The following is a 21,696-nucleotide window of genomic DNA, read 5'->3' as shown; positions in this document are numbered from 1 at the left end:
CCATGACCGCTCAGAACGAACTTTCCGCTTTCGTCGGGGAGGCGGCCGCCTTTCTGCAAGAGCGCTTCCAGGGTCGCAGCGCCGCGGTCGGCATCATTTTGGGTAGCGGCCTGAACCCGCTTGCCGACGAGCTCGACGATGCCCTCTGCGTGCCCTTTGCGAGCGTGCCCCACATGGGCGTCAGCACGGCCGAAGGCCACGTGGGCCGCTTCGTGCTCGGCCGGCTCGAGGGCGTCGAGGTCCTTGCCATGCAAGGTCGCCTGCACGGCTACGAAGGCTACACGGCCCAACAGGTCGCCTTCCCCGTGTGGGTGATGGCGCGTCTGGGCATCGGTACCCTGATCACGACCAATGCCGCCGGGGCGATCAACGAATCCTACGCCCCCGGCGACTTCTGCGTCATGCGCGACCACATCAACTTTACCGGGCGCAACCCGATCGCCTGCGCGGACGCAGCCTGCATGGCCGAACGCTTCTTCTCGATGACCGACGCCTACGATCCCGCCTTGCGCGCCGTGGCCTTGCGCGTGGCCTCCGAACGCGGCATCGTCGCTCACGAGGGCGTCTACCTGGGCCTTTTGGGACCCAGCTTCGAAACGCCGGCTGAAATCCGGATGTTTCGCGCCTGGGGCGCCGACACGGTGGCCATGAGCGTGGTCGAAGAGGTCATCGCCGCCCGCCATGCCGGTTTGCGGGTCTTGGGCATCTCGCTTGTGAGCAACCGGGCGGCCGGCGTGGGCGCCACGGGCGCGACCGGGGGAGCGGCGCCCACCGGCGCAGAGGTCATGGACGTGGCCAAGACGCGCGAGCGGGCCTTCTCGGCCTTCGTGCGCGGCATCGTCGGGGCGCTCTAAGGTGGCCGGCGCAGGGGCCCTCGGCCTCATCGTGCTCGGGAGCGGGTCCAAGGGCAACGCCGCGGTCGTCGTGAATCGGGCGACGGGTGCCGGCGTGCTCGTCGATTGCGGCATCAGCAAGCGCCAGTTTATGGACGGGTGCGCCCAAGCCGGCTTCGATCCCGCCCGTATCGAGGGGACCCTGCTCACCCACGAGCATACCGACCACACCAAGGGCTTCGGGGTCGTGATGCGGGGCCTTGCCAAGCTCGGCTGCCATCCGCCCCTCTACGCGAGCGCCAAGGTGCGGGCCGCGAGCCGTCCCCTGGCCGAAATCGCCGACCTGTGCGAACAGCGCTCCTTTACGGCCCAGGATGCCCTGGCAATCGCCGGCGTTCAGGTGCACATCTTTCCCACGAGCCACGATGCAGTCGAATCCTTCGGCTTCCGCTTCGAGCTCGACGGCGACGTGGTGGGCTACATGACCGACACAGGTCTGGTTACGGGCGCGGCTCACGAGGCCTTAGGCGGCGTGCGCATTCTGGCGATCGAGGCCAACCACGACCTCGCCATGCTCCACGAGGGTCCCTATCCCTACGCGCTCAAGCGGCGGATCGAGGGGGAGCGCGGTCATCTTTCCAACGACCAGGGGACGCAGGAAGTCGCCTCTCTTTTGCATCCCGGCCTCGAGCGCATCGTGTGCATGCATATTTCCGAAACCAACAACACCTACGGCAAACCCGTGCGGGCCATGCAGGCCATGCTCGACCAGGAGGGCTGCGCGGCCCAGGTGAGCGCGGCCAAGCAGACGCGCGCCCTTTCCGTAGTATGATGGGGCAAACGCACGCCCCGCGAGGAAGGTCCGGCATGGAAGACTACAAGCAAGAGTTCATCGAGTTCATGGTCGAAAGCGAGGTGCTGAAGTTCGGTTCCTTCACGCTGAAGAGCGGACGCCAGTCTCCCTTCTTCATGAACGCCGGCGCCTACGTCACGGGGTCCCAGCTCCATCGACTGGGTCGCTACTACGCCCGCGCCATCCACCAGAACTTCGGTGACGATTTCGACATCGTCTTCGGGCCGGCCTACAAGGGCATCCCCCTGTCGGTGGTCACGGCGATCGCCTACAGCGAGCTCTACGGCAAAGAGGTTCGCTACTGCAGCAACCGCAAGGAAAAGAAGGACCACGGCGAAGGCGGCAGTCTCTTGGGCGCCGAGCTCTACGACGGGGCCAAGGTCGTCATGGTCGAGGACGTCACCACGAGCGGCAAGTCGATCGACGAAACCTACCCGCTGATCACCTCGATCGCCGACGTGCAGGTGCAGGGGCTCATGGTGTCGCTCAACCGCATGGAGGTGGGGCCCTCCGGCCAGAAGGCCGCCATCGACGAGGTGTCCGACAAGTACGGGTTCCCTACGGCCTCCATCGTGACCATGGCCGAGGTCACGGACTACCTCTACAACCGCGAATGCCAGGGGCGCGTGGTCATCGACGACGATATGAAAGCGGCCATAGACGCCTACTACGCCGTCTACGGGGCCAAGGAATAGGGCGCTCAAGCGCTAGCGCAGGCTAAAGTGAAGCCTTTGTGAAGGCGCTTGTCCTGGGCAAAAGTGCTCCTATAATCCCAACCAACGGCGCAAGCCGTTACAAATTCGTTGAAGAGAACACGACGATTGTGAAACCGCGCCACAGAGAGTCGGGCCAGGTGAAAGCCGACGCGTACGGGTCGCAACCGCTATCCTCTCTGAGAAGCGCATCTGAAACCAGTAGGGTGCGACGGGATTCCCCGTAAGCGAACAGCGCATGATGGTGCGCGAAGGGTCGCCTTGGCAACAGGGCGGAACAAGGGTGGTACCGCGGAAGCATTTTCGTCCCTTGCAGCCGGTTCGGGCTGCAAGGGATTTTTTATGGCTTCCGTCGAGAAAGGACCACCATGGAAGCGCTGCAGCACGCAAGCACGTTCCTCTCCAAGCATTCGTCGCTCTTCGTGATCGCAATCGCCCTCGCGACCCTTGCTTTCCCCGCGCTCATGCACTGGGTCAACATCCGCCTCTTCACCGACCCGCTGGGCAACGGCTTTTCCTGGCAGTCGCTGATTATCGGCGCGATCATGTTCACGATGGGCCTCACCCTTTCCAAAAAGGACTTCCAAGTGCTTGCCCAGCGCCCCTTCGATATCTGCATCGGCGCCATCGCCCAGTACGGCATCATGCCCTTTTCGGCGTTCCTGGTCTGTAAGCTCCTCAACCTTCCCGACGCTCTGGCGCTCGGCCTGATCTTGGTGGGCTGCTGCCCGGGCGGCGTGTCGTCGAATATCATGAGCTACCTCTGCCATGGCGATGTGGCCTTTTCGGTGGGCATGACGACGGTGTCCACCCTGCTCGCCCCCTTCATGACCCCGCTGCTCGTGTCCTTCTTGGCCAGCGGCGCGAGCATCGAGATCAGCCCCCTGCCCATGTTCCTCTCGATCATCGAGACGGTCATCCTGCCGGTGGCCTTGGGCTTTGCGATCAACTACCGCTTCGACGGCAACCCCACCTACGAGCAGATTCGCTCCTGCATGCCCGGTGTGGCCGTGGTGGGGCTGGCCTGCGTCGTGGGCGGCGTGACCTCTTCCCAGGGTTCCACCTTCTTCACGTCGGGCCTCGTGGTGTTCGCGGCGGTGCTCATCCATAACGGCGTGGGCTACCTGCTCGGCTATCTTGCCGGCATCGCGACCCATATGAACGTGCCCAAGCGCCGCACCCTTTCCATCGAGGTGGGCATGCAGAACGCGGGCCTTGCCACCAACCTTGCCACGAGCACGGCCCAGTTTGCGGCCCTGCCCCAGGCGGCGGTCATCTGCGCCGTGTCTTGTGTGTGGCACTCCATTTCGGGCACCCTGCTTGCCGGTTGGTTCGCCCATCGCGACGAGAAACGCGGCATCGCGTCTGCCTCCGAGCTCGTCGGGCGCGAAGCTGCCGAGCAGGCGGCTTAAAGGGCTGCGCGCGTGCGCAGGAGGCGTGCCGCGGATGCGGCGGATTGTGTCGCATCCGCGGCATTGCGCCCGGGTCGCGCGTCCCTTCCACTATGCGCGCTGATAGGGGAGCTTGCTTGTCTATCGGCACTGTGAGCTGGCAAAACGCGCAGATTTCGCCACTATCGCACCCTAAAGTGGATGCTTTGTGACGATGGGAAAATCGCATTGCGGAAACGCGTATCGGGCCTATACTCGTTCGTGTTAAAGCAAATGCGTTGAAGAGGAAAGTAAGGGCCATCCTTCCCAATAGAGAGCAGGCGGACGCTGCGAGCCTGCGGAAGGACGTTCTGAAAGCCACCTCGGAGCTGTTTGATGAAATCCCCCGTAAGCGCGGACGATCTTCGCGCGAAGCGGGATGCGAGTAAGTCGAACCGGTGACCACCGATACGGTTGCAGAAAGGCATGCCTTTCCGTGCTGTTGAAATGCGAAGCCTGGGGCGACGAGCTCCAGGCTTTTTTAATGTGCGCCCAAAGCGCGCGGGGAGGAGTCACATGAGAAGCGATTCGATCAAGAAGGGACTGGCACGCGCCCCGCACCGCAGCCTGCTCAAGGCCGACGGCTTCACCGACGAGGAGCTCGCTCAGCCGCTTGTCGCGGTAGTGTGCTCGCAGACCGACATCATCCCCGGCCACATGCACCTGCAGAACATCGCCGATGCCGTCAAGGCGGGCATCCGCATGGGCGGCGGCACGCCGGCCCAGGTGTCCACGATCGGCGTCTGCGACGGCATCGCGATGAACCATGCCGGCATGCGCTACAGTCTCACGAGCCGCGAGGTCATTGCCGACAGCGTGGAATGCGCGGTGCAGGGCCATCAGTTCGACGCCATGGTCCTGATCCCCAGCTGCGACAAGGTGGTTCCCGGCATGCTCATGGCGGCCTGCCGCCTCAACATCCCCACCGTTGTTGTCACGGGCGGCCCCATGCTCGCCGGCCGCGGCCATCACGGCGAGGAAACCGACCTCAACACCCTCTTCGACGCCGTGGGTGCGGTAACCGCCGGCAAGATGACCGAAGAGGAATGCGCCTGGTACGAGAACACCGCCTGCCCCACGTGCGGCAGCTGCTCGGGCATGTTCACCGCCAACTCCATCGGCTGCCTTTCCGAAGTGCTCGGCATCGCCCTGCCCGGCAACGGCACGATCCCGGCCGTGTACTCCGAGCGCATCCGTCTGGCCAAGCATGCCGGCATGAAGGTCATGGAGCTGCTTGAGAACAACGTCACGGCCCTCGATCTGATCAACGAGCACTCGATCAAGAACGGCATGATGGTCGACATGGCCTTTGGCGGTTCCACCAACACGATGCTCCACCTCACGGCGATCGCCCATGAGGCCGGTTGCCCGATCACCATGGCCGACTGGGCCGATGTCTGCAAGGAAACGCCCAACATCGTGCGCATCGCGCCGGCGGGGCCCCTGCACATCCAGGACCTCAACGATGTGGGCGGTGTGTCCGCTATCGTGGGCGAGCTCGGCCGCCATGGCCTGCTCGACGATGAGGCCCTTACCTGCCACGGCACGATGGCTGAATGGGTCGCGTCCTGCCCGGCCGTCGACGGCAAGGTGGTCCGCACGGTCGAGAACGCCTACAGCCAGCAGGGCGGCCTGGCGGTCCTGCGCGGCAACCTCGCGCCCGACGCCGCCGTGGTCAAGCAGTCGGCGGTAAGCGACAAGATGCGCACCCATCGCGGCCCCGCGCATGTGTTCGAAAGCGAGGAGGAAGCCTGCGAGGCCATCTTCGCCGGCAAGATCGAACCGGGCGAAGTGGTGGTCATTCGCTACGAGGGTCCTGCGGGCGGCCCCGGCATGCGCGAGATGCTCACGCCCACGAGCGCCATCTACGGCATGGGGCTGGCCGAAAGCGTCGCCCTCATCACCGACGGGCGCTTCTCCGGCGCCACCAAGGGCCCCTGCATCGGCCATGTGAGCCCCGAAGCGGCCGCGGGCGGCCCGATTGCCCTGGTGGAAGACGGCGACATGATCTCAATTGACATCGACGCCGGCACGATCGAGCTCGAAGTGTCCGACGAAGAGCTGGCCGCCCGTCGCGCCCGTTGGACCAAGCCGGCGCCCAAGTACACCAAGGGCGTGCTCGCCCGTTACGCGAAGCTCGTCACGAGCGCAGACAAGGGGGCGTATCTCTCGTGAGCAATCCGACCGCACCGATCGCCGAAAAGGGCCTGCCCCGCTTCGGCAGCCATACCGAAAAAGAGGGGGCCGTCCTCACGGGCGCCCAGGCCATCGTGGCCTCGCTCGAAGCCGAAGGCGTCGACGTGATCTTCGGCTACCCTGGCGGCCAGGCCATCAAGATTTACGATGCCCTCTACGACTCGAAGAAGATCCGTCACGTGCTCTGCCGCCACGAGCAGGGCGCCGCCCACGCCGCCGATGGCTACGCCCGTTCGACCGGCCGCGCCGGCGTCGTGCTCGTCACGAGCGGCCCGGGCGCCACGAACACGGTCACGGGCATTATGACTGCCAGCATGGACAGCGTGCCCCTGGTCGTGATCACCGGCCAGGTGCCCACGAGCGTCATAGGCTCCGACGCCTTCCAGGAATCCGACATCGTGGGCATCACGATGCCGATCGTCAAGCACAGCTACCTGTGCCAGAAGGCCGAAGATCTGCCCGGCATCATCCGCGATGCTTTTTACATCGCCGAAACGGGCCGACCGGGCCCCGTCCTCATCGACGTGCCTTCGAACCTTTTGGCGGCCGAATTCGAATTCCATTACCCCGATTCGTCGGATATCGCCTCCTATAGGCCCACGATCAAGCCCAACGCCAAGCAGATTCGCACGGCGGCCTCGCTGATCGCCGCGGCCGAAAAGCCCCTGCTCTACGTGGGCGGCGGCGTCGTGATCTCCGATGCGTCCGACGCCCTGCTCGATCTGGCGGAGGGCATGCAGATTCCTGCGGTGACCACCCTGCTCGGCAAGGACGCCCTGCCCAACGCGCACGCGCTCGACCTGGGCCCGGTGGGCATGCACGGTTCGCGCTACGCCAATCTGGCCATGACCGAATGCGACCTTCTCATCGCCGTGGGCGCCCGCTTCAGCGACCGCGTGACCGGCAAGCTTTCAGATTTCGCACCCCATGCCCAGGTCATCCACATCGACATCGACCCCACGGAGATCAGCAAGAACCGCCCGGCCGACGTGCCGATCGTGGGCGACGCCCGCCGCGCGCTTGTCGCCCTTAAGGCCGAGCTCGACCGTCGCGAGGCGACGCCGCGCTCCAAGGAATGGCTCGCCCACATCGCCGACTTGCGTGCCCGCCATCCCTTCGCCCAGCCGGGCCTTGCCACCTCGAAGGGCGGCATCGCCCCCGAAGGCGCGACCCAGCTTCTCTCCGACCTCATCGACCCGGCCCATTCGATCGTCGTGACCGACGTGGGCCAGCATCAGATGTGGGCTGCCCAGTACATCGACCGCGAGGTGCCGCGCACCTTCCTGTCGAGCGGCGGTGCGGGCACGATGGGCTTCGGCTTGCCGGCGGCTCTGGGCGCCCAGGTCGCCCACCCCGACAAGCAGGTGGTCTGCATCACCGGCGACGGGTCCTTCCAGATGTGCCTTCAGGAAATGGCCACGATCGCGATCAACCATCTGCCCGTGAAAGTCGTCATCATGAACAATTCGGCGCTTGGCATGGTGCACCAATGGCAAGACCTCTTCTACGGGAAGCGCTTCGCCGCGACCGAGCTCGACGACGTTCCCGACTTCCTCAAATTGGCCGACGCCTACGGATGGAAGGGCTTCCGCGCCGCCGATCCGGGCGAGCTCGAAGAGACCATGCGGGCCTTCCTGGCCAGCGAGGGTCCGGCCCTGCTCGACCTGCGCATTCCGCGCGAGGAGCGCGTCTTCCCGATGGTCGCCCCCGGCGCCCCCATCGACGACGTCATCGGCGCGGTGTCGGTGGGGGATATCTCCCACCAGATCGAGAACTCCGAGGAGGCGGATCGCTAATGGAACGGCATATTCTCTCCATCCTCGTCGAGAACAAGTCGGGCGTGCTCAGTCGCGTCGTTGGCCTTGTGTCCCGTCGCGGTTACAACATCGAATCCTTGTCCGTGGGTCCCACCGAAGACGAGAACCTCTCTCGCATCACGATGATCGTGCCCACCGAATCCGCGTCCTTCGAACAGCTCACCAAACAGCTCAACAAGCTCGTGTGTGTCTACAAGGTCGTCGAGATGGACAAGGGCGATGCGATCGTTCGCGAGCTCGTTCTTATCAAAGTGGCCGTTGCTGCCGAAAAGCGCAACGAGGTCATCGAGATCGCCAACGTATTCCGGGCCAAGGTGGTCGACGTGGGGCGCGCGAGCATCACGATCGAGGCCACCGGCGACGAGCACAAGCTTTCCGGGTTGGAAAACCTCCTGCGTGCCTACGGCATCAAGGAAATCACCCGCACCGGCAAGATCGCGATGAAGCGATCGGTGCACAACTAACTTCAGGTACCCCGCGTTTCGGCGCGAGACCATAGAACGGCATCCATGTAGTCATAGGAAAGGAAGTAAACAGATATGGCTATTGAGATCCTCTACGAAAAGGACGTCGACCCCTCGGTGATCCAGGGCAAGAAGGTTGCAATCATCGGGTACGGCTCCCAGGGCCATGCGCATGCGCAGAACCTGCAGGACTCGGGCGTCGACGTTCGCGTCGGTCTGCGCGAGGGCTCTTCTTCCGCCGAAAAGGCCAAGGAAGCCGGCCTCAAGGTTGTGAGCATGGAACAGGCCGCCGAGGAAGCCGACGTCGTCATGGTCCTCATCCCCGACGAGATCCAGGCCAAGGTCTACGAAGAGCACATCAAGGATCACCTGCATGCGGGCGACACCCTGGCCTTCGCCCATGGCTTCAACATTCACTACGGCTACATCAAGGCTCCCGAAGGCGTGAACGTCATCATGGTCGCCCCCAAGGGCCCGGGCCACATCGTGCGCCGTCAGTTCGTCGAAGGCTCCGGCGTGCCCGACCTGTGCTGCGTCCAGCAGGACGCCACGGGCGACGCCTGGGACATCGCCCTCTCCTACGGCTGGGGCCTGGGCGGCGCGCGTGCCGGCCTCATGAAGGGCACCTTCGCCCAGGAAACCGAAGAGGACCTCTTCGGTGAGCAGGCGGTCCTGTGCGGCGGCCTCGTTGCCCTGGTCAAGACCGGTTTCGACACCCTGGTAGAAGCCGGCTACCCGGCCGAGCTCGCCTATTTCGAGTGCTATCACGAGATGAAGATGATCGTGGACCTCATGTACGAAAAGGGCATCCACTTCATGAACTACTCCATCTCCAACACCGCCGAATACGGCGAGTACTATGCGGGCCCCAAGGTCATCAACGAAGAGTCCAAGCAGGCCATGCAGGAGATCCTCAAGCGCATCCAGAACGGCGAGTTCGCCAAGGAGTTCATGGACGACTGCGCCAACGGCCACAAGAAGCTGCTCGAGCAGCGCGAGGCCATGAACGACAGCCTGATCGAGACCACGGGCGAAAAGGTCCGCGGCATGTTCAGCTGGCTGAGCAAGTAATCGGCTCCATCGAGCGGATATAATCGGAAGCGTGCGCTGCTCTCGCGGCGCACGCTTTTTGTGTTTTGCCCCTTCGCCCTGTGAGGAGACGCGTGCCATGGGTTTCAAGATTCTCGTCACCGAACCGATCGCACAGGCGGGTATCGACGTGTTCGAACAGCATGGTTCGCGGGTCGATGTGCGTCTGGGCGCCTCTCCCGAAGAACTCGCCGAGGTCATCGGCGGCTACGATGCCCTGATCGTGCGCAGCGCCACCAAGGTCACCAAACAGCTCATCGACGCCGCGCCGCGCCTGAAGATCGTGGGCCGCGCCGGGGTAGGGGTCGATAACATCGACATCGATGCGGCATCGGAAGCGGGGGTGCTCGTGTGCAACGCGCCCGAATCCAACCTCGTGTCCGCTGCCGAGCATACCATGGCCCTCATGATGGCTGCCGCCCGCAAGATCCCCCAGGCTTCTGCCCGCATGAAGGAAGGGGCATGGGAGCGCACCCCCTTCGTGGGCCGCGAGCTCTACGACAAAACCTTGGCCATCTTCGGTCTGGGCCGCATCGGCGGTCTTGTCGCCAAGCGGGCCGCTGCCTTCGGCATGCACCTGATCGGCTACGACCCCTACTGCCACCAGGACCGCGCCGATTCTCTGGGGGTCGACCTGGTCGCCGACATGGACGAGGTGCTCGCCCGTGCCGATTTCGTAACCGTCCACCTACCGCGCACCGCCGAAACGCTCGGGATGTTCGGTCGCGACGAGTTCCAAATGCTCAAGCCGGGCGCCATCGTGGTGAACACCTCGCGCGGCGGCATCTACGATATCGACGCCCTGGCAGACGCCCTGCGCGACGGCCAGGTGGCTGCCTGCGGCATCGACGTGTGGGAGGAAGAGCCCTGCTACACGAGCCCCCTCCACGAGCTTCCCAACGCCGTGATCACCCCGCATCTGGGAGCGGCGACGATCGAGGCCCAGACGCGCGCCGGCGTGCAGATCGCCGAATACGTGAGCGCCGGTTTGGAAGGGTCGATCGTGCCCACGTCGATCAACATGGCCCCCGTGCCGCCCGAAGTCTTCGACCTTTTGGGCCCCTACACGCCGGCCGTCCAGGCCTTGGCGCACCTGCTCGCCCAGATTTCCCCCGATGTGCCCCGCAAGATCACCGTGACCGCCGCCGGGACGATCGCCAACGCCGACCTCACCGTCCTTGTTGCGGGCGCGCTTTCGGGCTTCATTTCCGCCGACGAGGACCGCGTGACCGCCGTCAACGTCGACGAGGTCGCCAAGCGCCATGGAATCAAGGTCGAGCGCACGAGCCGCATCGATGCCGAAGAGTACGCCTCCTTCGTCGAGATCGCCGCCGACGGCCGCCGGGCTGCCTGCACCCTTGCGGGCGCGGGCCAGAAGCTGCGCATCATCAACCTTCTGGGCTACAAGATCGACATCATGCCCCAGCAGCATTCGCTCATCTTCGTCTACCACGACGGCCCCGGCCGCATGGGCACGATCGGCACGATCCTGGGCGACGCGGGCATCAGCATCACGACCATGCAGATCGGCACGCGCGCGGACAGCACCAACGCCCTCGTCTACATGAACGTCGATAGGGAAGTGCCCGCCTCCGTCCTCGACCGCCTCGGCCGAGCCCTCGTCTTGAAGGGCCTCTGGTACATCCGCCTCTAGCGGGCGGGACCTCTATACGCAAGGGCCGGGATGCCAAACCGCGCACCCCGGCCCTCGTCGTGTAAGGCTGCGTTCGCAGAGCGGCTAGAGCATCCGCTCCTGCTGCTGCTTGCCGATCTCTTCGGCGATCGAATCGTGGATGAGGTTGCCGAAAGCCCCGGTGACGCTGGCGAGGGGTTGGCTTTCGCGGGCCTGGACGCGCTTGGTCAGATAGCTCACGAAGGCCCCCGTGTAGAATTCGGCGAGGAATTCCTGGTTGCGGTCGTTGAGGAAGCGGTTGCTCAAGATGAACTCGATGTCGCGTTTGAGGGCCGGCGTGTAGAGGCGCAGCAGGTAGGCGGTAAGCCCGTCGGCCGCGTTGTCGGCAAGCGCCTGGGCGTAGAAGGACTTATGGTCGTTGAAGGTCCGGTCGAGCTGCTCGAAGAAGGGCGCACCGTTGATCGATCGGACGCCTTCTTTGATGAAGGTGTAATAGGGGAAGGGCGCGAGCTCTTTGTCTTCGGCCTTGTTGTACACGAGATACTGGGGCGGGATGGCCTCCGTCAGGTTCCGGGCCAAGTTGTAGCGGAAGATCCAGACGGTCAGCTTGCTGCGGTCGGGGAAGTGGTAGTAAAAGGTCTTGCGGTTCTTATGGGACGCGAGAACGATGTCGGATACGGACACTTTTTTAAAATCGCCCGCTTCGACCAAATCGATGAACGAATGGGCAATGAGCAGCTTGGTATCGAGCGATCGCATGGCGATAGGTCACCCCCTGGTAGTGGCGTATGGACGTAGTATAGGCCAATACGGATAAAAAGTCTTATCTGTGGCGAATGTATGAGGCAGGAACGCTCATTCACTACCTATATATCAGGGTATGGGGGAGGGGTTCTACCGGCAGATTGCATAAATTTATTGATATAGGGGCCACTTATTCAAATGCGCGAATCGATAGATACTTCGTACTCTTCCGACCTGCGCAAATGCAAGGACATGGACAAAACGAAAATTATGACCATCCGACGCGAAGGAATGGGGATTATCCTTAGCTCATCGACAAAGGGGTGCGGGGCCAAAGGGGTCCTGGCCCATAGATCGAGGAGGAACTATGGACTTTAATCTGACCGACGAGCAGGAGCTTCTGCTGGAGAGCGTTGACGAGTTCTGCGAGCGCTACTTCACCGACGATGTCATCGCCGAGATGTACGAAAAGGGCGGCATGCCTGACGAAATCGCCGAAGCTTACCGCGATGCCGGTTTCGGCCTGATGGGCATCCCCGAAGAGTTCGGCGGCATCCCTGCCGATCGCCTGACCATCGGCCTCATGATCGAGCGCCTCTACCAGAAGTCCGGCTGCATGCATATCCTCTATCAGAACTCCCTGTCGATGTTCGACATCATGGAGTTCGGCACCGACGAGCAGAAGCAGCAGGCCATGGACCACTACATGGAAACCGGATGGCCCATCTCCTCGCTCTCTATTTCCGAACCGGGTGCCGGTTCCGACAACCGTTCGATGACCTGCGTCACCAAGAAGCAGGCCGACGGCACCTACGTCCTGTCCGGCCAGAAGACCTGGGTGACCATGGGCGCCGTGCTTCCCTACACGATCGTCATCGCCAAGGACGAAGATCCCAGCCATGACAACGGCGACATGTCCCTGTGGCTCATCAAGATGGACACCCCGGGCGTGTCCACCGCGCCGCTCCACAAGATCGGCCAGCAGTGCATTCCCTTCTGCGAAGTCTACTTCGACGACGTCGTCCTCACCGAAGACCAGCGCATGGGCGAACCGGGCAAGGGCTTCATGATGCTCATGAAGAACTTCGAGGTCGAGCGCGCCTACATCGTCGCCGAGCAGGTGGGCCTTGCCCAGGCTGCCCTGGAAGACGCCGCTAAGTACGCCAACCAGCGCATCGCTTTCGGCAAGCCCCTCTACAAGCAGGAAATGATCCAGGAGCTTCTCACCGACATGGAGATCAAGGTGCAGACTACCCGTCAGCTCCTCTACAAGACCCTGTGGATGATGGACAACGACCAGCCCGTCCAGCTCGAGAGCGCCATGCTCAAGCGCTACGGCTGCAAGGAATGCTTCAACGTCATCGATATGGCCCTGCAGATCTACGCCGGCTTGGGCTACACCACCGAGGTGCGCGTGGGTCGTCTGTGGGCCGACGCTCGCGGCAACATGTTCGGCGGCGGCACGCACGAAATCATGGCCTACATCTGCGGCCGTCAGGTTGCCAAGAAGTACGCCGACGCCTAGTGAATTTCGGGGGAGCCGCGCATGCGCCAGCTTGCGGGCGCGGCTCCCGCTTCGGGGCGCGCGGAGGCGCCTTGGCCCTTCCGTGCGATCCCAGCCAAGACAAATCCTCTAATATGTCTAGGCAAATGTGGTTTTTGACACTGTTACCCGAATTTGTTGGGCATTACCCTACCGAATAGGGCAGGTCCTGGGAATTACTGAGGTTTTCGGGATGGTCCGCCTCGGACAATGTGCGCAACATTGCTGGGTGGCACGCTCCTTGCTTAAGAGCAGATTGCTTGAAAGATAATCAGCAGAAAGGACATTCCATGAACATTCTCGTGGCATGCAAGATCGTCCCCGACGATCAGGACGTCAAGGTCGCCGGCGACGGCTCCCTCGACTTCTCCCGCGCCCACAAGGTCGTTTCTACCTACGACCTGAACGCCATCGAGGCCGCGGCCCAGATCGCCGCCGCCAACGAGGGCTCCACCGTCAAGGCCATCTCCGTGGGCCCGAAGAAGGCCGACGACTCCAAGACCAAGAAGAACATCCTGGCCCGCGGCGTCGACGAGCTCTTCCTCGCCGCCGACGATGCCCTCGACGGCCTCGACGCCTTCGCGACGGCCGGCGAGCTGGCCAAGCTCGCCGCCAAGGCCGGCGACTGGGACCTCATCGTCACCGGCGACGGCTCGGCCGACCTCTACGCCAAGCAGACCGGCGTCCAGCTGGCCGCCAAGCTTGGTGTGCCCTTCGTCTCCGGCGTGGTCTCCGCCGAGGCCGCCGACGGCAAGCTTGTGGCCAAGCGCCTGCTCGAGAGCGAGGAGGAGACCGTCGAGGTGCCCCTGCCCGCCGTCGTGTCCGTGGCCCCCGAGTTCGCCGAGCCCCGCATCGCCGGCATGAAGGACATCCTGGCCGCCGGCAAGAAGCCGATGAACGTCGAAGGCGCCGAGGGCGCCCCGGCCGCGGCCGTGGAAGAGGTCTCCGTCAAGGCCCCGGCCGAGGTTGACCGCAAGAAGGAAATTTTCGACGACGTCGACGCGTTCGCCGCTGCCGTCAAGGCCGCCCTGTAGGGAAAGGAACGATCAGATATGTCCAAGGCATTCGTTATCGCTGAAACCGAGAACGGCGCGCGCGAGCTGTGCGCCGGCGCGCGCAAGCTCGCCGACGAGGTCGTCCTCGTGACCGTGGGCGCCCCTGTGGCGGGCGCCGCCGACAAGTCCTTCCACATCGACGTGCCCGCCGGCAACATCGCCGACGACGCCTACGTCACCGTCAACAAGATCTACGACGCCGAGGGTGGCGACGTGGTCCTGGGCGAGCAGACCCTGCGCGCCCTGTCCCTGGTGGGCCGCCTGGCCGCCAAGCTGGGCGCCGCGGCGATCACCGGCGTGAGTGCGGTCGAGGGCGGCGTGGCCACCTCCATGTACTTCGGCGGCACGGGCGTGCGCCAGGCCAAGGCCGCCGGCGACGTGTCCGTCTACACCTTCGGCGCGGGCGTCTTCGACGCCGCCGAGGCCACCGGCACCGACGCCGTCGAGGAGGCAGCCTTCGAGGCCCCCGAGAACGCCGTCGCCAAGACCGGCTCCGAGGCCCTGCCCCCCAGCGACGTCAACCTGGCCGGCGCCGACGCGATTGTGGCCTGCGGCCGCGGCTTCGGCTCCGAAGAGGACCTGCAGCTGGCCCGCGACCTGGCTGCCAAGCTGGGCGCCGAGCTCGCCTGCTCCCGCCCCCTGGCCGAGGGCGTCGACTGGTTCCCCCGCGAGGCCTACGTCGGCGTGTCCGGCGCCGTGGTCTCCCCGAAGGTCTACGTCGCCGTGGGCATCTCCGGCCAGATGCAGCACATGGTCGGCTGCAACGGCGCCGACGTCATCGTGGCCGTCAACAAGGACAAGAACGCGCCGGTCTTCAAGGCCTGCGACTACGGCTTCGTGGGCGACCTCAAGACCGTCCTGCCGGCCCTGACCGCCGCCCTGTAAGGGGCCGCTTCGGCCGAGCTCGGTATCTACGGGGGCCGGCGCCCACGCGGCCGGCCCCCTTCGTTTGAGAAAGGGAGGAATCGGATGGCAGACACCGATTTCGACATCATCGTGATCGGCGCCGGATGCGCCGGCGCAATCGCGGCCTACGTGGCGGCGAAGAAGGGCAAGTCGGTGCTCGTCGTCGAGCGCGGTGAGTACGCCGGCGCCAAGAACATGACGGGCGGGCGCATCTACGCCCACTCGCTCAAGCGCGTCTTCGACGACTACTCCGAGGGCGAGATCACCACGGAGGACATCCCCTACGAGCGCAAGATCACCCACGAGCGCATCAGCCTGCTCGACCCCGCGAGCAGCATGACCATCGACTTCACGAGCGACCAGCTCGGCGTCGAGGGCCGCGACTCCTACTCGGTCCTGCGCGCCGACTTCGACCAGTGGCTGGCCGAGCAGGCCGAGGACGCCGGCGCCGAGTTCATCAACGGCATCGCCGTCGAGCACCTGCTGAAGGACGACGCGGGCAAGGTCTGCGGCATCGAGGCCGGCGGCGACGAGATCACCGCCCAGGTCGTCATCGACGCCGAGGGCCAGAACTCCCTGATCAGCGAGCGCGAGCTCGGCAACCCCCGCCCCAAGCGCGACGCCATGGCCGTGGGCATCAAGGAGGTCTTCGAGCTGCCCGCCGACGAGATCGAGTCCCGCTTCCTCTGCAACGAGGGCGAGGGCGCGGCCATGCTGTGGGCCGGCGACGCGACGCACGGCTACACGGGCGGCGGCTTCCTCTACACCAACAAGGAGTCCATCTCCCTGGGCCTCGTGGCCACGATCGAGGACCTCTCCCAGTCCGACACGACGATCTACCAGATGCTCGACGACTTCAAGAAGCACCCGAGCGTCGCCCCCATCATCAAGGGCGCCACGCTTTCCGAGCACTCCGGCCACATGGTCTCCGAGGGCGGCTACAACTCGATCCCCGAGCTCGTCTTCGACGGCTGCCTGGTCACCGGCGACGCCGCCAACCTCTGCATGAACCTGGGCTACATGGTCCGCGGCATGGACCTGGCCGTTGAATCCGGCCGCCTAGCCGCCGAGGCCGCCTGCGACGCGATTGACGCCGGGGACGTCTCCAAGGCGGGCCTGGCCTCCTACCGCACCAAGATGGACAACTCCTTCGTCGTGCAGGACCTCAAGACCTACGCCCTGTGGCCCGAGACCATGGAGAACTGGCACCGCATGTTCACCGACTACCCCAAGATGGTCGGCGAGATCTTCAACTCGATGTTCGTCGTCGACGGCAAGCCGACCCAGCACCTCAAGAAGCGCATCATGCCGATCGTCAAGCAGCGCGGCCTGTTCAAGCTGCTCGGCGAAGTGAAGGGAGCTCTGAAAGCACTCTAATGAAGGAACTCAAGCCCATCACCGTCAACGTCGACGAGCTCATCTCGCTCAACCACTACAATGTCGACGAGGAAAACGCCCACATCGAGCTCGACCACGAGAACCTCGACGAGGTCGACGACACCGAGTTCCAGAAGCTCGTGCGCGTCTGCCCCGCCGCCCTCTACAAGGTCGACGAGGAGGGCCACAAGTCCTTCGACTACGCCGGCTGCCTGGAATGCGGCACCTGCCGCATCTGCTGCGAGGACACCATCGTGAAGAAATGGGAGATGCCCCAGCCCACGATGGGCGTGGAATACCGTTTCGGATAAAATGCTCGAGCGCGTCGTTCTCGTTGAGCGGCGCGCTTTGCGCGTATCCATGCATCGACAGATTGCCATGGCGCACCCAGCGGCTCCTCGCTCACGTGGGGGGAGCCGTTTTGCGCGTTCATGAGGAGGGAGAGCTATGGATTTCAGCTTAACGACCGACCAGCGCGCTCTGGTGGGGGAGTTCCACGATTTCGCCGCTCGGTACTTCACGCGCGAGAGCGTCCGCCAGTGGCAGCATGACCAGGGCCTCCCCGATGAGGTGGGGAAAGCCTACGCAGAGCTCTACTACCGCCACAAGGACCTTTCGGGCGACAACCTCAAAGGCGGCTCCTTGCTCTCGCAGGCCCTCGTCAACGAAGAGATGTCCCGCGTTGCGGGCACGTCGCTTCCCTTCGCCAACGAGACCCAGAACCTGCGGATTATGCGCGAGTTCGCCGGCTCTTCTTCGCAGCTCGACACGGTTTACAAAACCTACCGCGAGTCGGGCAAGCTCATTTTCTCGCTTGCCGTGACCGAGCCTAATGCGGGCAGCGACACCATGGGGATGCGGACCACGGTGAAATCCGAAGGCGGCAAGCTGATCCTGAACGGCCGCAAGACCTTTGTCGTCAATGGAGAGTACGCCCCCTACGTCATGGTAGCGGCCATCGACGGCGATGCCCCTCAAGGCAAATACCCGCCCCTGTCCTTCTGGCTCGTGCCCCTGAACCTCGAAGGGGTACGTACCTATCCCATCGGCAAGCTAGGGCAGAAAATCCTGCCCTTTTCCGATGTCGTCTTCGACCATGTGGTCGTCGAAGAATCCTACCGGTTGTCGAACGCGGACAAGGCGGGTTTCCCCCAGCTCTTTCACATGCTGGAAGTGGGGAGGGTGCTCGTGTGCGCCCAATCGCTGGGCTTGGCCCAGGCCGCCATGGACGACGCCGTCGCCCATGCGCGATCGCGTACGGCCTTCGGCGAGAGCATTGGGTCCTTCCAGCAGATTCAGGAAAAGCTCGTCGATATGGAAGTGACCCTTCGCAACATGCGCCACGCGGTCTACCATGCCGCCTGGTCCTTCGATGCCAACGAACCCGACAAGCGGCTCACCGTGGCGCTCATGAAGCGCTACGTGCCCAAGGCGGCCACCCAGGTGGCCGATGCGGCCCTGCAGATTTTCGGCGGGCGCGGCTACACCGACGACGAACGCGTGAGCTGGATTTGGCAGGATTGCCGCGGCAACCAGATTTCCGAAGGCACCGACGAGATCATGACCTACATCGCCGCGCCGATGATCTTAGGCGACCGATAGCAGGGAATCGCGGCATATATGCCGGTCACAGCCGATTGTTTCAAGGGGCGCTCTCGAGCGCCCCTTTTTCATTGCAACGGCGGAGTTCCTCGCATTCACATTTGAAATGAATTTGAGTATTCAGACCCGCTGTATTCAATTGGCTTTGGGAATTTTGCGGATTTACCATGATGGAGGTTTGGTATTCGATGCGATTAGTCCGATATAGCAGCGAATGTCAAACTAGGCGCCATACATGAGGGAATCCAAAAGATTAGGAGGAATGTAGTGAGTGCTGCACAACAGGCTAAGAAGTACTTGTTTGCTATTGCCACCGTCTATATGTGCTATCTGACGCATGGTATTCAGGCAATTATCTTCAGCCAAAACCAGGTTGACTTCTACACGCAGTGGGGCTTCACCGACCCCAAGCTGGGCGCTGCCGCCGTTTCGACGGCCATCGTCTGGACTGGTGTAGGCAAATTCGTTTCCGTGTGGGCGGGCGGTGAACTTTCCGACCGTATCGGCCGTAAGCTTCCCGCAGTGCTCGGCGGTATCCTCTACGTCATCTCGTTCGCAATCATGCTCGTGACCGACAACGCCACGATCGCCGCCGTCGCCGGCTTCCTGTCCGGTCTCGCGACGTCCGGCTTCTGGGACGGCGCTCTGTACCCGGCAATCGCCGAGGCCAACCCGCGCCAGGCCGGCGCTACCACGATCGGCATCAAGGCCGTTATTTCCGTGTCCGGCATCATCTACCCGCTCTTCGCTGCCGCTAACGCCAACCACGTGCTCGACAAGGCGACCAACACGGTCGTCGCCACCTCGAACACGGGCGATTGGCACATCAACGTGTGGGTAGCTATCGTCATGTCCGTCATCGCCACCGTCTTCGCCATCTTCACGCCCTTCGTCTACGACGACGAGCGCAAGCAGAAGGTCGATAGCGCCGACGACAAGTCCGCGGCCAAGAACGCCGCCGAAGCTGAGATTCAGGCTGCCAAGGACGCGCTGCTCAAGCCGGCAAACGGCCTGACCAACTTCCTCACGCTCTTCTACGGCTTCGTAATCATGTTCATCATGTACGGCGCTCAGCAGTACTCCAAGGCCTACGGTATCAACAACCTCGGCCTTGACCCGACTGCCGCTGCCGGCCTGACGTCCATCTACACCGCCGGCTCTATCATCGCCGTGCTCTTCTGGGCGTTCATGATGGGCAAGCTTCGCTGGAACCCCCTGAAGGTTATCCTCGTTGACGCTATCATCGCTGCCGTGGGCCTCTTCTTCGTCCTGGCTGTGGGCCTGATCATCGGTTCCGGTGCCGTGTACGTCGGCATCGCTCTGCTCGGCTTCGGCGCTGCTGGCGGTATGCTCCAGACCGGCGTTACCCTGCGTCAGCTCATGGTTCCTGGTCCGCGTGGTCGTAACGTTGGTATGTACTACACGTTCATGGGCGCCGCTTCGGTCTTCCTGCCCGGCATTGTGGGTGCGATGACCGCTCAGACCGGCGAAGCCAACGCTGTGTACATCATGATGTTCCTGCTCCTCTTCGCTGCGGTTCTGGCCATCCTCATGGCTCTCTACCTGGCGAAGCAGTTCAAGGGCATGTTCGGCTACAGCGCAATGGACAAGCTCAAGGACTAGGTTCTGAGCGTGACGGGTTCTTCCTGAACCCGGTCGGCTTGAGAGAAGCCGACGAACGGTATGCGCCTTTATGCAGTGGGGCGGTCGCGAAAGCGGCCGCCCTTCTTGCGTGTTGCGGGACGCCGGGGCGGGTGGGCGCGTGTCTCTGAAGAGGTGTATGAGAGGCAGCCCCTACACGCGCGCTTCTTTGGCGGGGCGCTCGACGGCGCCCCCGCGCCCGCCCGCCTCGGCATAGGTCCGCTTTGGGGTGGGTTCAACCTGCGGGACGGGGCGCGTGCGCTTCGCTCGCGCCCCTGGTACCGGGTTGCTCGTCCTGCGGGACGGGGCGCGTGCGCTCCGCTTGCGCCCCTGGCGCGGGCTGCGTTACCTGCGCAGGCCGTCGTGGGCGTCGGAGACCACGAGCTGCACGCCTTGTCGGAGTGGATGGACATGATTTCGTTAAGCACGGCGGCAATCGTCGCGTTCATCATGCGCTCAGGCTCGAAGCGCTGTCCAGGAGGCTCGTGAGGACCTCCCTCAGCTCGGCCGTCGTGCGGTATCTCCTTCGCACACCACGTGTTCTGGCGCTATCCATTTTTCAGCTTGTCGCCTTTTCTGCATTCTGCGGGCGATGCTGCCGGCTCTTGCCGGATGGGCCCTTCTTCGCTTGACGCGTGTGCGACGCGTGGGCTCCTGTCCTCTGTCATACACGCACTATGAGCCGCTTTACGTGCACGTGGTGAATGCCACGTGCAGGATGCAGCGAGTCTTCAGGAGCATTCTTACGCCCTGTCATAACGGTGTAGTGTCCGCCCTCGAACAACCAGCCCCTTTATATGAAAACGCCCTCTCACGAGACGTGCGAGGGCGTGTAGGGCAGAGCCGGTGGGGGAGAGGGCTACGCGGTCGGATCGGTTGGCTCCTCTTCGATCCTATGCGTCTGAGCCACGTCGATGAAGTGCTGGACGGACGGCGTCTTGTAGCTGTTCTTCTTGTAGGCAAGATAAATCGTATGGAAGTTTTCGGGCACTTCGACGATGGGAATGGTCACCAAGTCGGGGAAGATGCTGAAGCCGAAGGTGTCGAGCCCGATGCCGACGGCGTTCGGCTCAGCGTCGACCATCGAGGCGAGGGTGATTTCGTCGTCGTACTTTTCGGCGGGCGTAAGCGTGGCGCTGTCGAGAACCTTCTTTACGTCGCGGCCCACCGGGGTGTCGAAATGGTAGGCGACGAGGTGCTCGCCGTGCAGGTCGGCCAGGCTCACGCGCTTTTTGCGGGCGAGCCGGTGGCTTGTGTGCACGATGACGGCCAGGCTTTGCTGGGCCACGGGCACGAACTGGAAGTCCTTGTATTCGGGGCAATGGGCGCAGAAGATCAAGTCGTAGGTGTCGTCTTCAAGCCCCTTGGCCAGTGTCTTGGTGAGGCCCTGGGCCACGTGGATGACCGGACCGCGCCCGTATTCGGCGCGGAACTCCTTGATGAGGCGGGGGAGGAAGATGTCTTCGATCGTGTAGACCGTGCCGATGGACACGGTTCCCGTGTACTCGCCGGCTTCGTCTTGCGCGAGCGCCTTGCCCTTGCTGATAGCCATGAGGGCCTGCTTGGCGTAGCGGTTGAATTCGGCCCCGTATTTGGTCAAGCGCACGTTGCGACCATCGCGCACGAACAGGGGGATACCCAATTCGTCTTCAAGGCGGGAAATCGAGTTCGACAGGGTCGGTTGGGTGATGTAGAGTTGCTCGGCTGCGCGCGTATAGTGTTGCAGTTCGGCTAATTTGCAGAAATACTGGAGCTGAGAAAGATTCATGCAGACCTCCGTGCCGTTATTCGATTGAGCAA

General features: G+C 63.4%; 18 protein-coding genes and 1 other annotated feature. Of the genes, 16 read left to right on the top strand and 2 right to left on the bottom strand.

Annotation, left to right across the window (positions count from 1 at the left end):
- The first annotated feature begins 2 nt into the window (after positions 1-2).
- The 9 genes from BN3270_RS07550 to serA all read left to right on the top strand — a co-directional run bounded on the left by BN3270_RS07550 (position 3) and on the right by serA (position 11,049).
- Positions 3-854 (top strand): purine-nucleoside phosphorylase, encoded by an 852-nt coding sequence (locus BN3270_RS07550; protein WP_058986501.1) that lies wholly within the window; start codon positions 3-5, stop codon positions 852-854.
- 1 nt (position 855) lies between these two features.
- Positions 856-1,665, top strand: a complete 810-nt coding sequence (locus BN3270_RS07545) for an MBL fold metallo-hydrolase (protein WP_058986500.1) — start codon at positions 856-858, stop codon at positions 1,663-1,665.
- Positions 1,666-1,700: 35 nt separating this feature from the next.
- Complete coding sequence (gene pyrE / locus BN3270_RS07540; RefSeq protein WP_058986499.1) at positions 1,701-2,381, top strand: orotate phosphoribosyltransferase; 681 nt, start codon at positions 1,701-1,703, stop codon at positions 2,379-2,381.
- A 99-nt stretch (positions 2,382-2,480) separates the two neighbouring features.
- Positions 2,481-2,713, top strand: a binding site (T-box leader).
- Positions 2,714-2,767: 54 nt separating this feature from the next.
- Positions 2,768-3,811: a bile acid:sodium symporter family protein gene (locus tag BN3270_RS07535; protein WP_058986498.1), complete on the top strand. Its 1,044-nt coding sequence runs from the start codon at positions 2,768-2,770 to the stop codon at positions 3,809-3,811.
- Positions 3,812-4,345: 534 nt separating this feature from the next.
- The gene (gene ilvD, locus BN3270_RS07530; RefSeq protein ID WP_058986497.1) at positions 4,346-6,004 is read left to right on the top strand and encodes a dihydroxy-acid dehydratase; all 1,659 of its coding nucleotides are present in this window, start codon (positions 4,346-4,348) and stop codon (positions 6,002-6,004) included.
- Positions 6,001-7,821 (top strand): biosynthetic-type acetolactate synthase large subunit, encoded by a 1,821-nt coding sequence (ilvB, locus tag BN3270_RS07525; protein WP_082673427.1) that lies wholly within the window; start codon positions 6,001-6,003, stop codon positions 7,819-7,821. Before ilvD ends, ilvB begins: the two co-directional genes overlap by 4 nt.
- Positions 7,821-8,306: an acetolactate synthase small subunit gene (gene ilvN / locus BN3270_RS07520; protein ID WP_058986496.1), complete on the top strand. Its 486-nt coding sequence runs from the start codon at positions 7,821-7,823 to the stop codon at positions 8,304-8,306. Before ilvB ends, ilvN begins: the two co-directional genes overlap by 1 nt.
- Before the next feature lie 75 nt (positions 8,307-8,381).
- Positions 8,382-9,377: a ketol-acid reductoisomerase gene (ilvC, locus tag BN3270_RS07515; protein WP_058986495.1), complete on the top strand. Its 996-nt coding sequence runs from the start codon at positions 8,382-8,384 to the stop codon at positions 9,375-9,377.
- Positions 9,378-9,474: 97 nt separating this feature from the next.
- Complete coding sequence (gene serA / locus BN3270_RS07510) at positions 9,475-11,049, top strand: phosphoglycerate dehydrogenase (protein ID WP_058986494.1); 1,575 nt, start codon at positions 9,475-9,477, stop codon at positions 11,047-11,049.
- Between the two features lie 84 nt (positions 11,050-11,133).
- Here serA and BN3270_RS07505 read toward each other — a convergent pair whose 3' ends face one another.
- Entirely contained in the window at positions 11,134-11,787 is a 654-nt protein-coding gene (locus tag BN3270_RS07505) for a TetR/AcrR family transcriptional regulator C-terminal domain-containing protein (RefSeq protein WP_058986493.1), read from the bottom strand.
- A 352-nt stretch (positions 11,788-12,139) separates the two neighbouring features.
- On the opposite strand from BN3270_RS07505, the gene BN3270_RS07500 reads away from it, so the two are divergent.
- From BN3270_RS07500 to BN3270_RS07470, 7 genes are all read left to right on the top strand, one after another.
- The gene (locus BN3270_RS07500) at positions 12,140-13,297 is read left to right on the top strand and encodes an acyl-CoA dehydrogenase family protein (RefSeq protein WP_058986492.1); all 1,158 of its coding nucleotides are present in this window, start codon (positions 12,140-12,142) and stop codon (positions 13,295-13,297) included.
- Positions 13,298-13,605: 308 nt separating this feature from the next.
- On the top strand, positions 13,606-14,349 hold the full coding sequence (locus BN3270_RS07495) for an adenine nucleotide alpha hydrolase family protein (RefSeq protein WP_058986491.1): 744 nt from the start codon (positions 13,606-13,608) through the stop codon (positions 14,347-14,349).
- An 18-nt stretch (positions 14,350-14,367) separates the two neighbouring features.
- Entirely contained in the window at positions 14,368-15,255 is an 888-nt protein-coding gene (locus BN3270_RS07490; RefSeq protein ID WP_058986490.1) for an electron transfer flavoprotein subunit alpha/FixB family protein, read from the top strand.
- An 84-nt stretch (positions 15,256-15,339) separates the two neighbouring features.
- On the top strand, positions 15,340-16,653 hold the full coding sequence (locus BN3270_RS07485; protein WP_058986489.1) for an FAD-dependent oxidoreductase: 1,314 nt from the start codon (positions 15,340-15,342) through the stop codon (positions 16,651-16,653).
- A complete protein-coding gene (locus BN3270_RS07480; RefSeq protein ID WP_058986488.1) occupies positions 16,653-16,964 on the top strand; it encodes a 4Fe-4S dicluster domain-containing protein in 312 nt (103 codons plus the stop codon). The genes BN3270_RS07485 and BN3270_RS07480 overlap by 1 nt, the downstream gene beginning before the upstream one ends.
- Before the next feature lie 136 nt (positions 16,965-17,100).
- Entirely contained in the window at positions 17,101-18,255 is a 1,155-nt protein-coding gene (locus BN3270_RS07475) for an acyl-CoA dehydrogenase family protein (RefSeq protein WP_058986487.1), read from the top strand.
- A 267-nt stretch (positions 18,256-18,522) separates the two neighbouring features.
- The gene (locus tag BN3270_RS07470; protein ID WP_271711961.1) at positions 18,523-19,878 is read left to right on the top strand and encodes an MFS transporter; all 1,356 of its coding nucleotides are present in this window, start codon (positions 18,523-18,525) and stop codon (positions 19,876-19,878) included.
- A gap of 877 nt (positions 19,879-20,755) precedes the next feature.
- On the opposite strand, the gene BN3270_RS07460 is transcribed toward BN3270_RS07470, so the two are convergent.
- On the bottom strand, positions 20,756-21,664 hold the full coding sequence (locus tag BN3270_RS07460; protein WP_058986484.1) for a LysR family transcriptional regulator: 909 nt from the start codon (positions 21,662-21,664) through the stop codon (positions 20,756-20,758).
- Positions 21,665-21,696 lie beyond the last annotated feature (32 nt).

This window comes from Hugonella massiliensis (assembly GCA_001486445.1).
Taxonomy (GTDB): Bacteria; Actinomycetota; Coriobacteriia; order Coriobacteriales; family Eggerthellaceae; genus Hugonella; species Hugonella massiliensis.
Note: the sequence above shows the minus strand (reverse complement) of the source record. Positions and strands in the feature narration are given on the sequence as shown.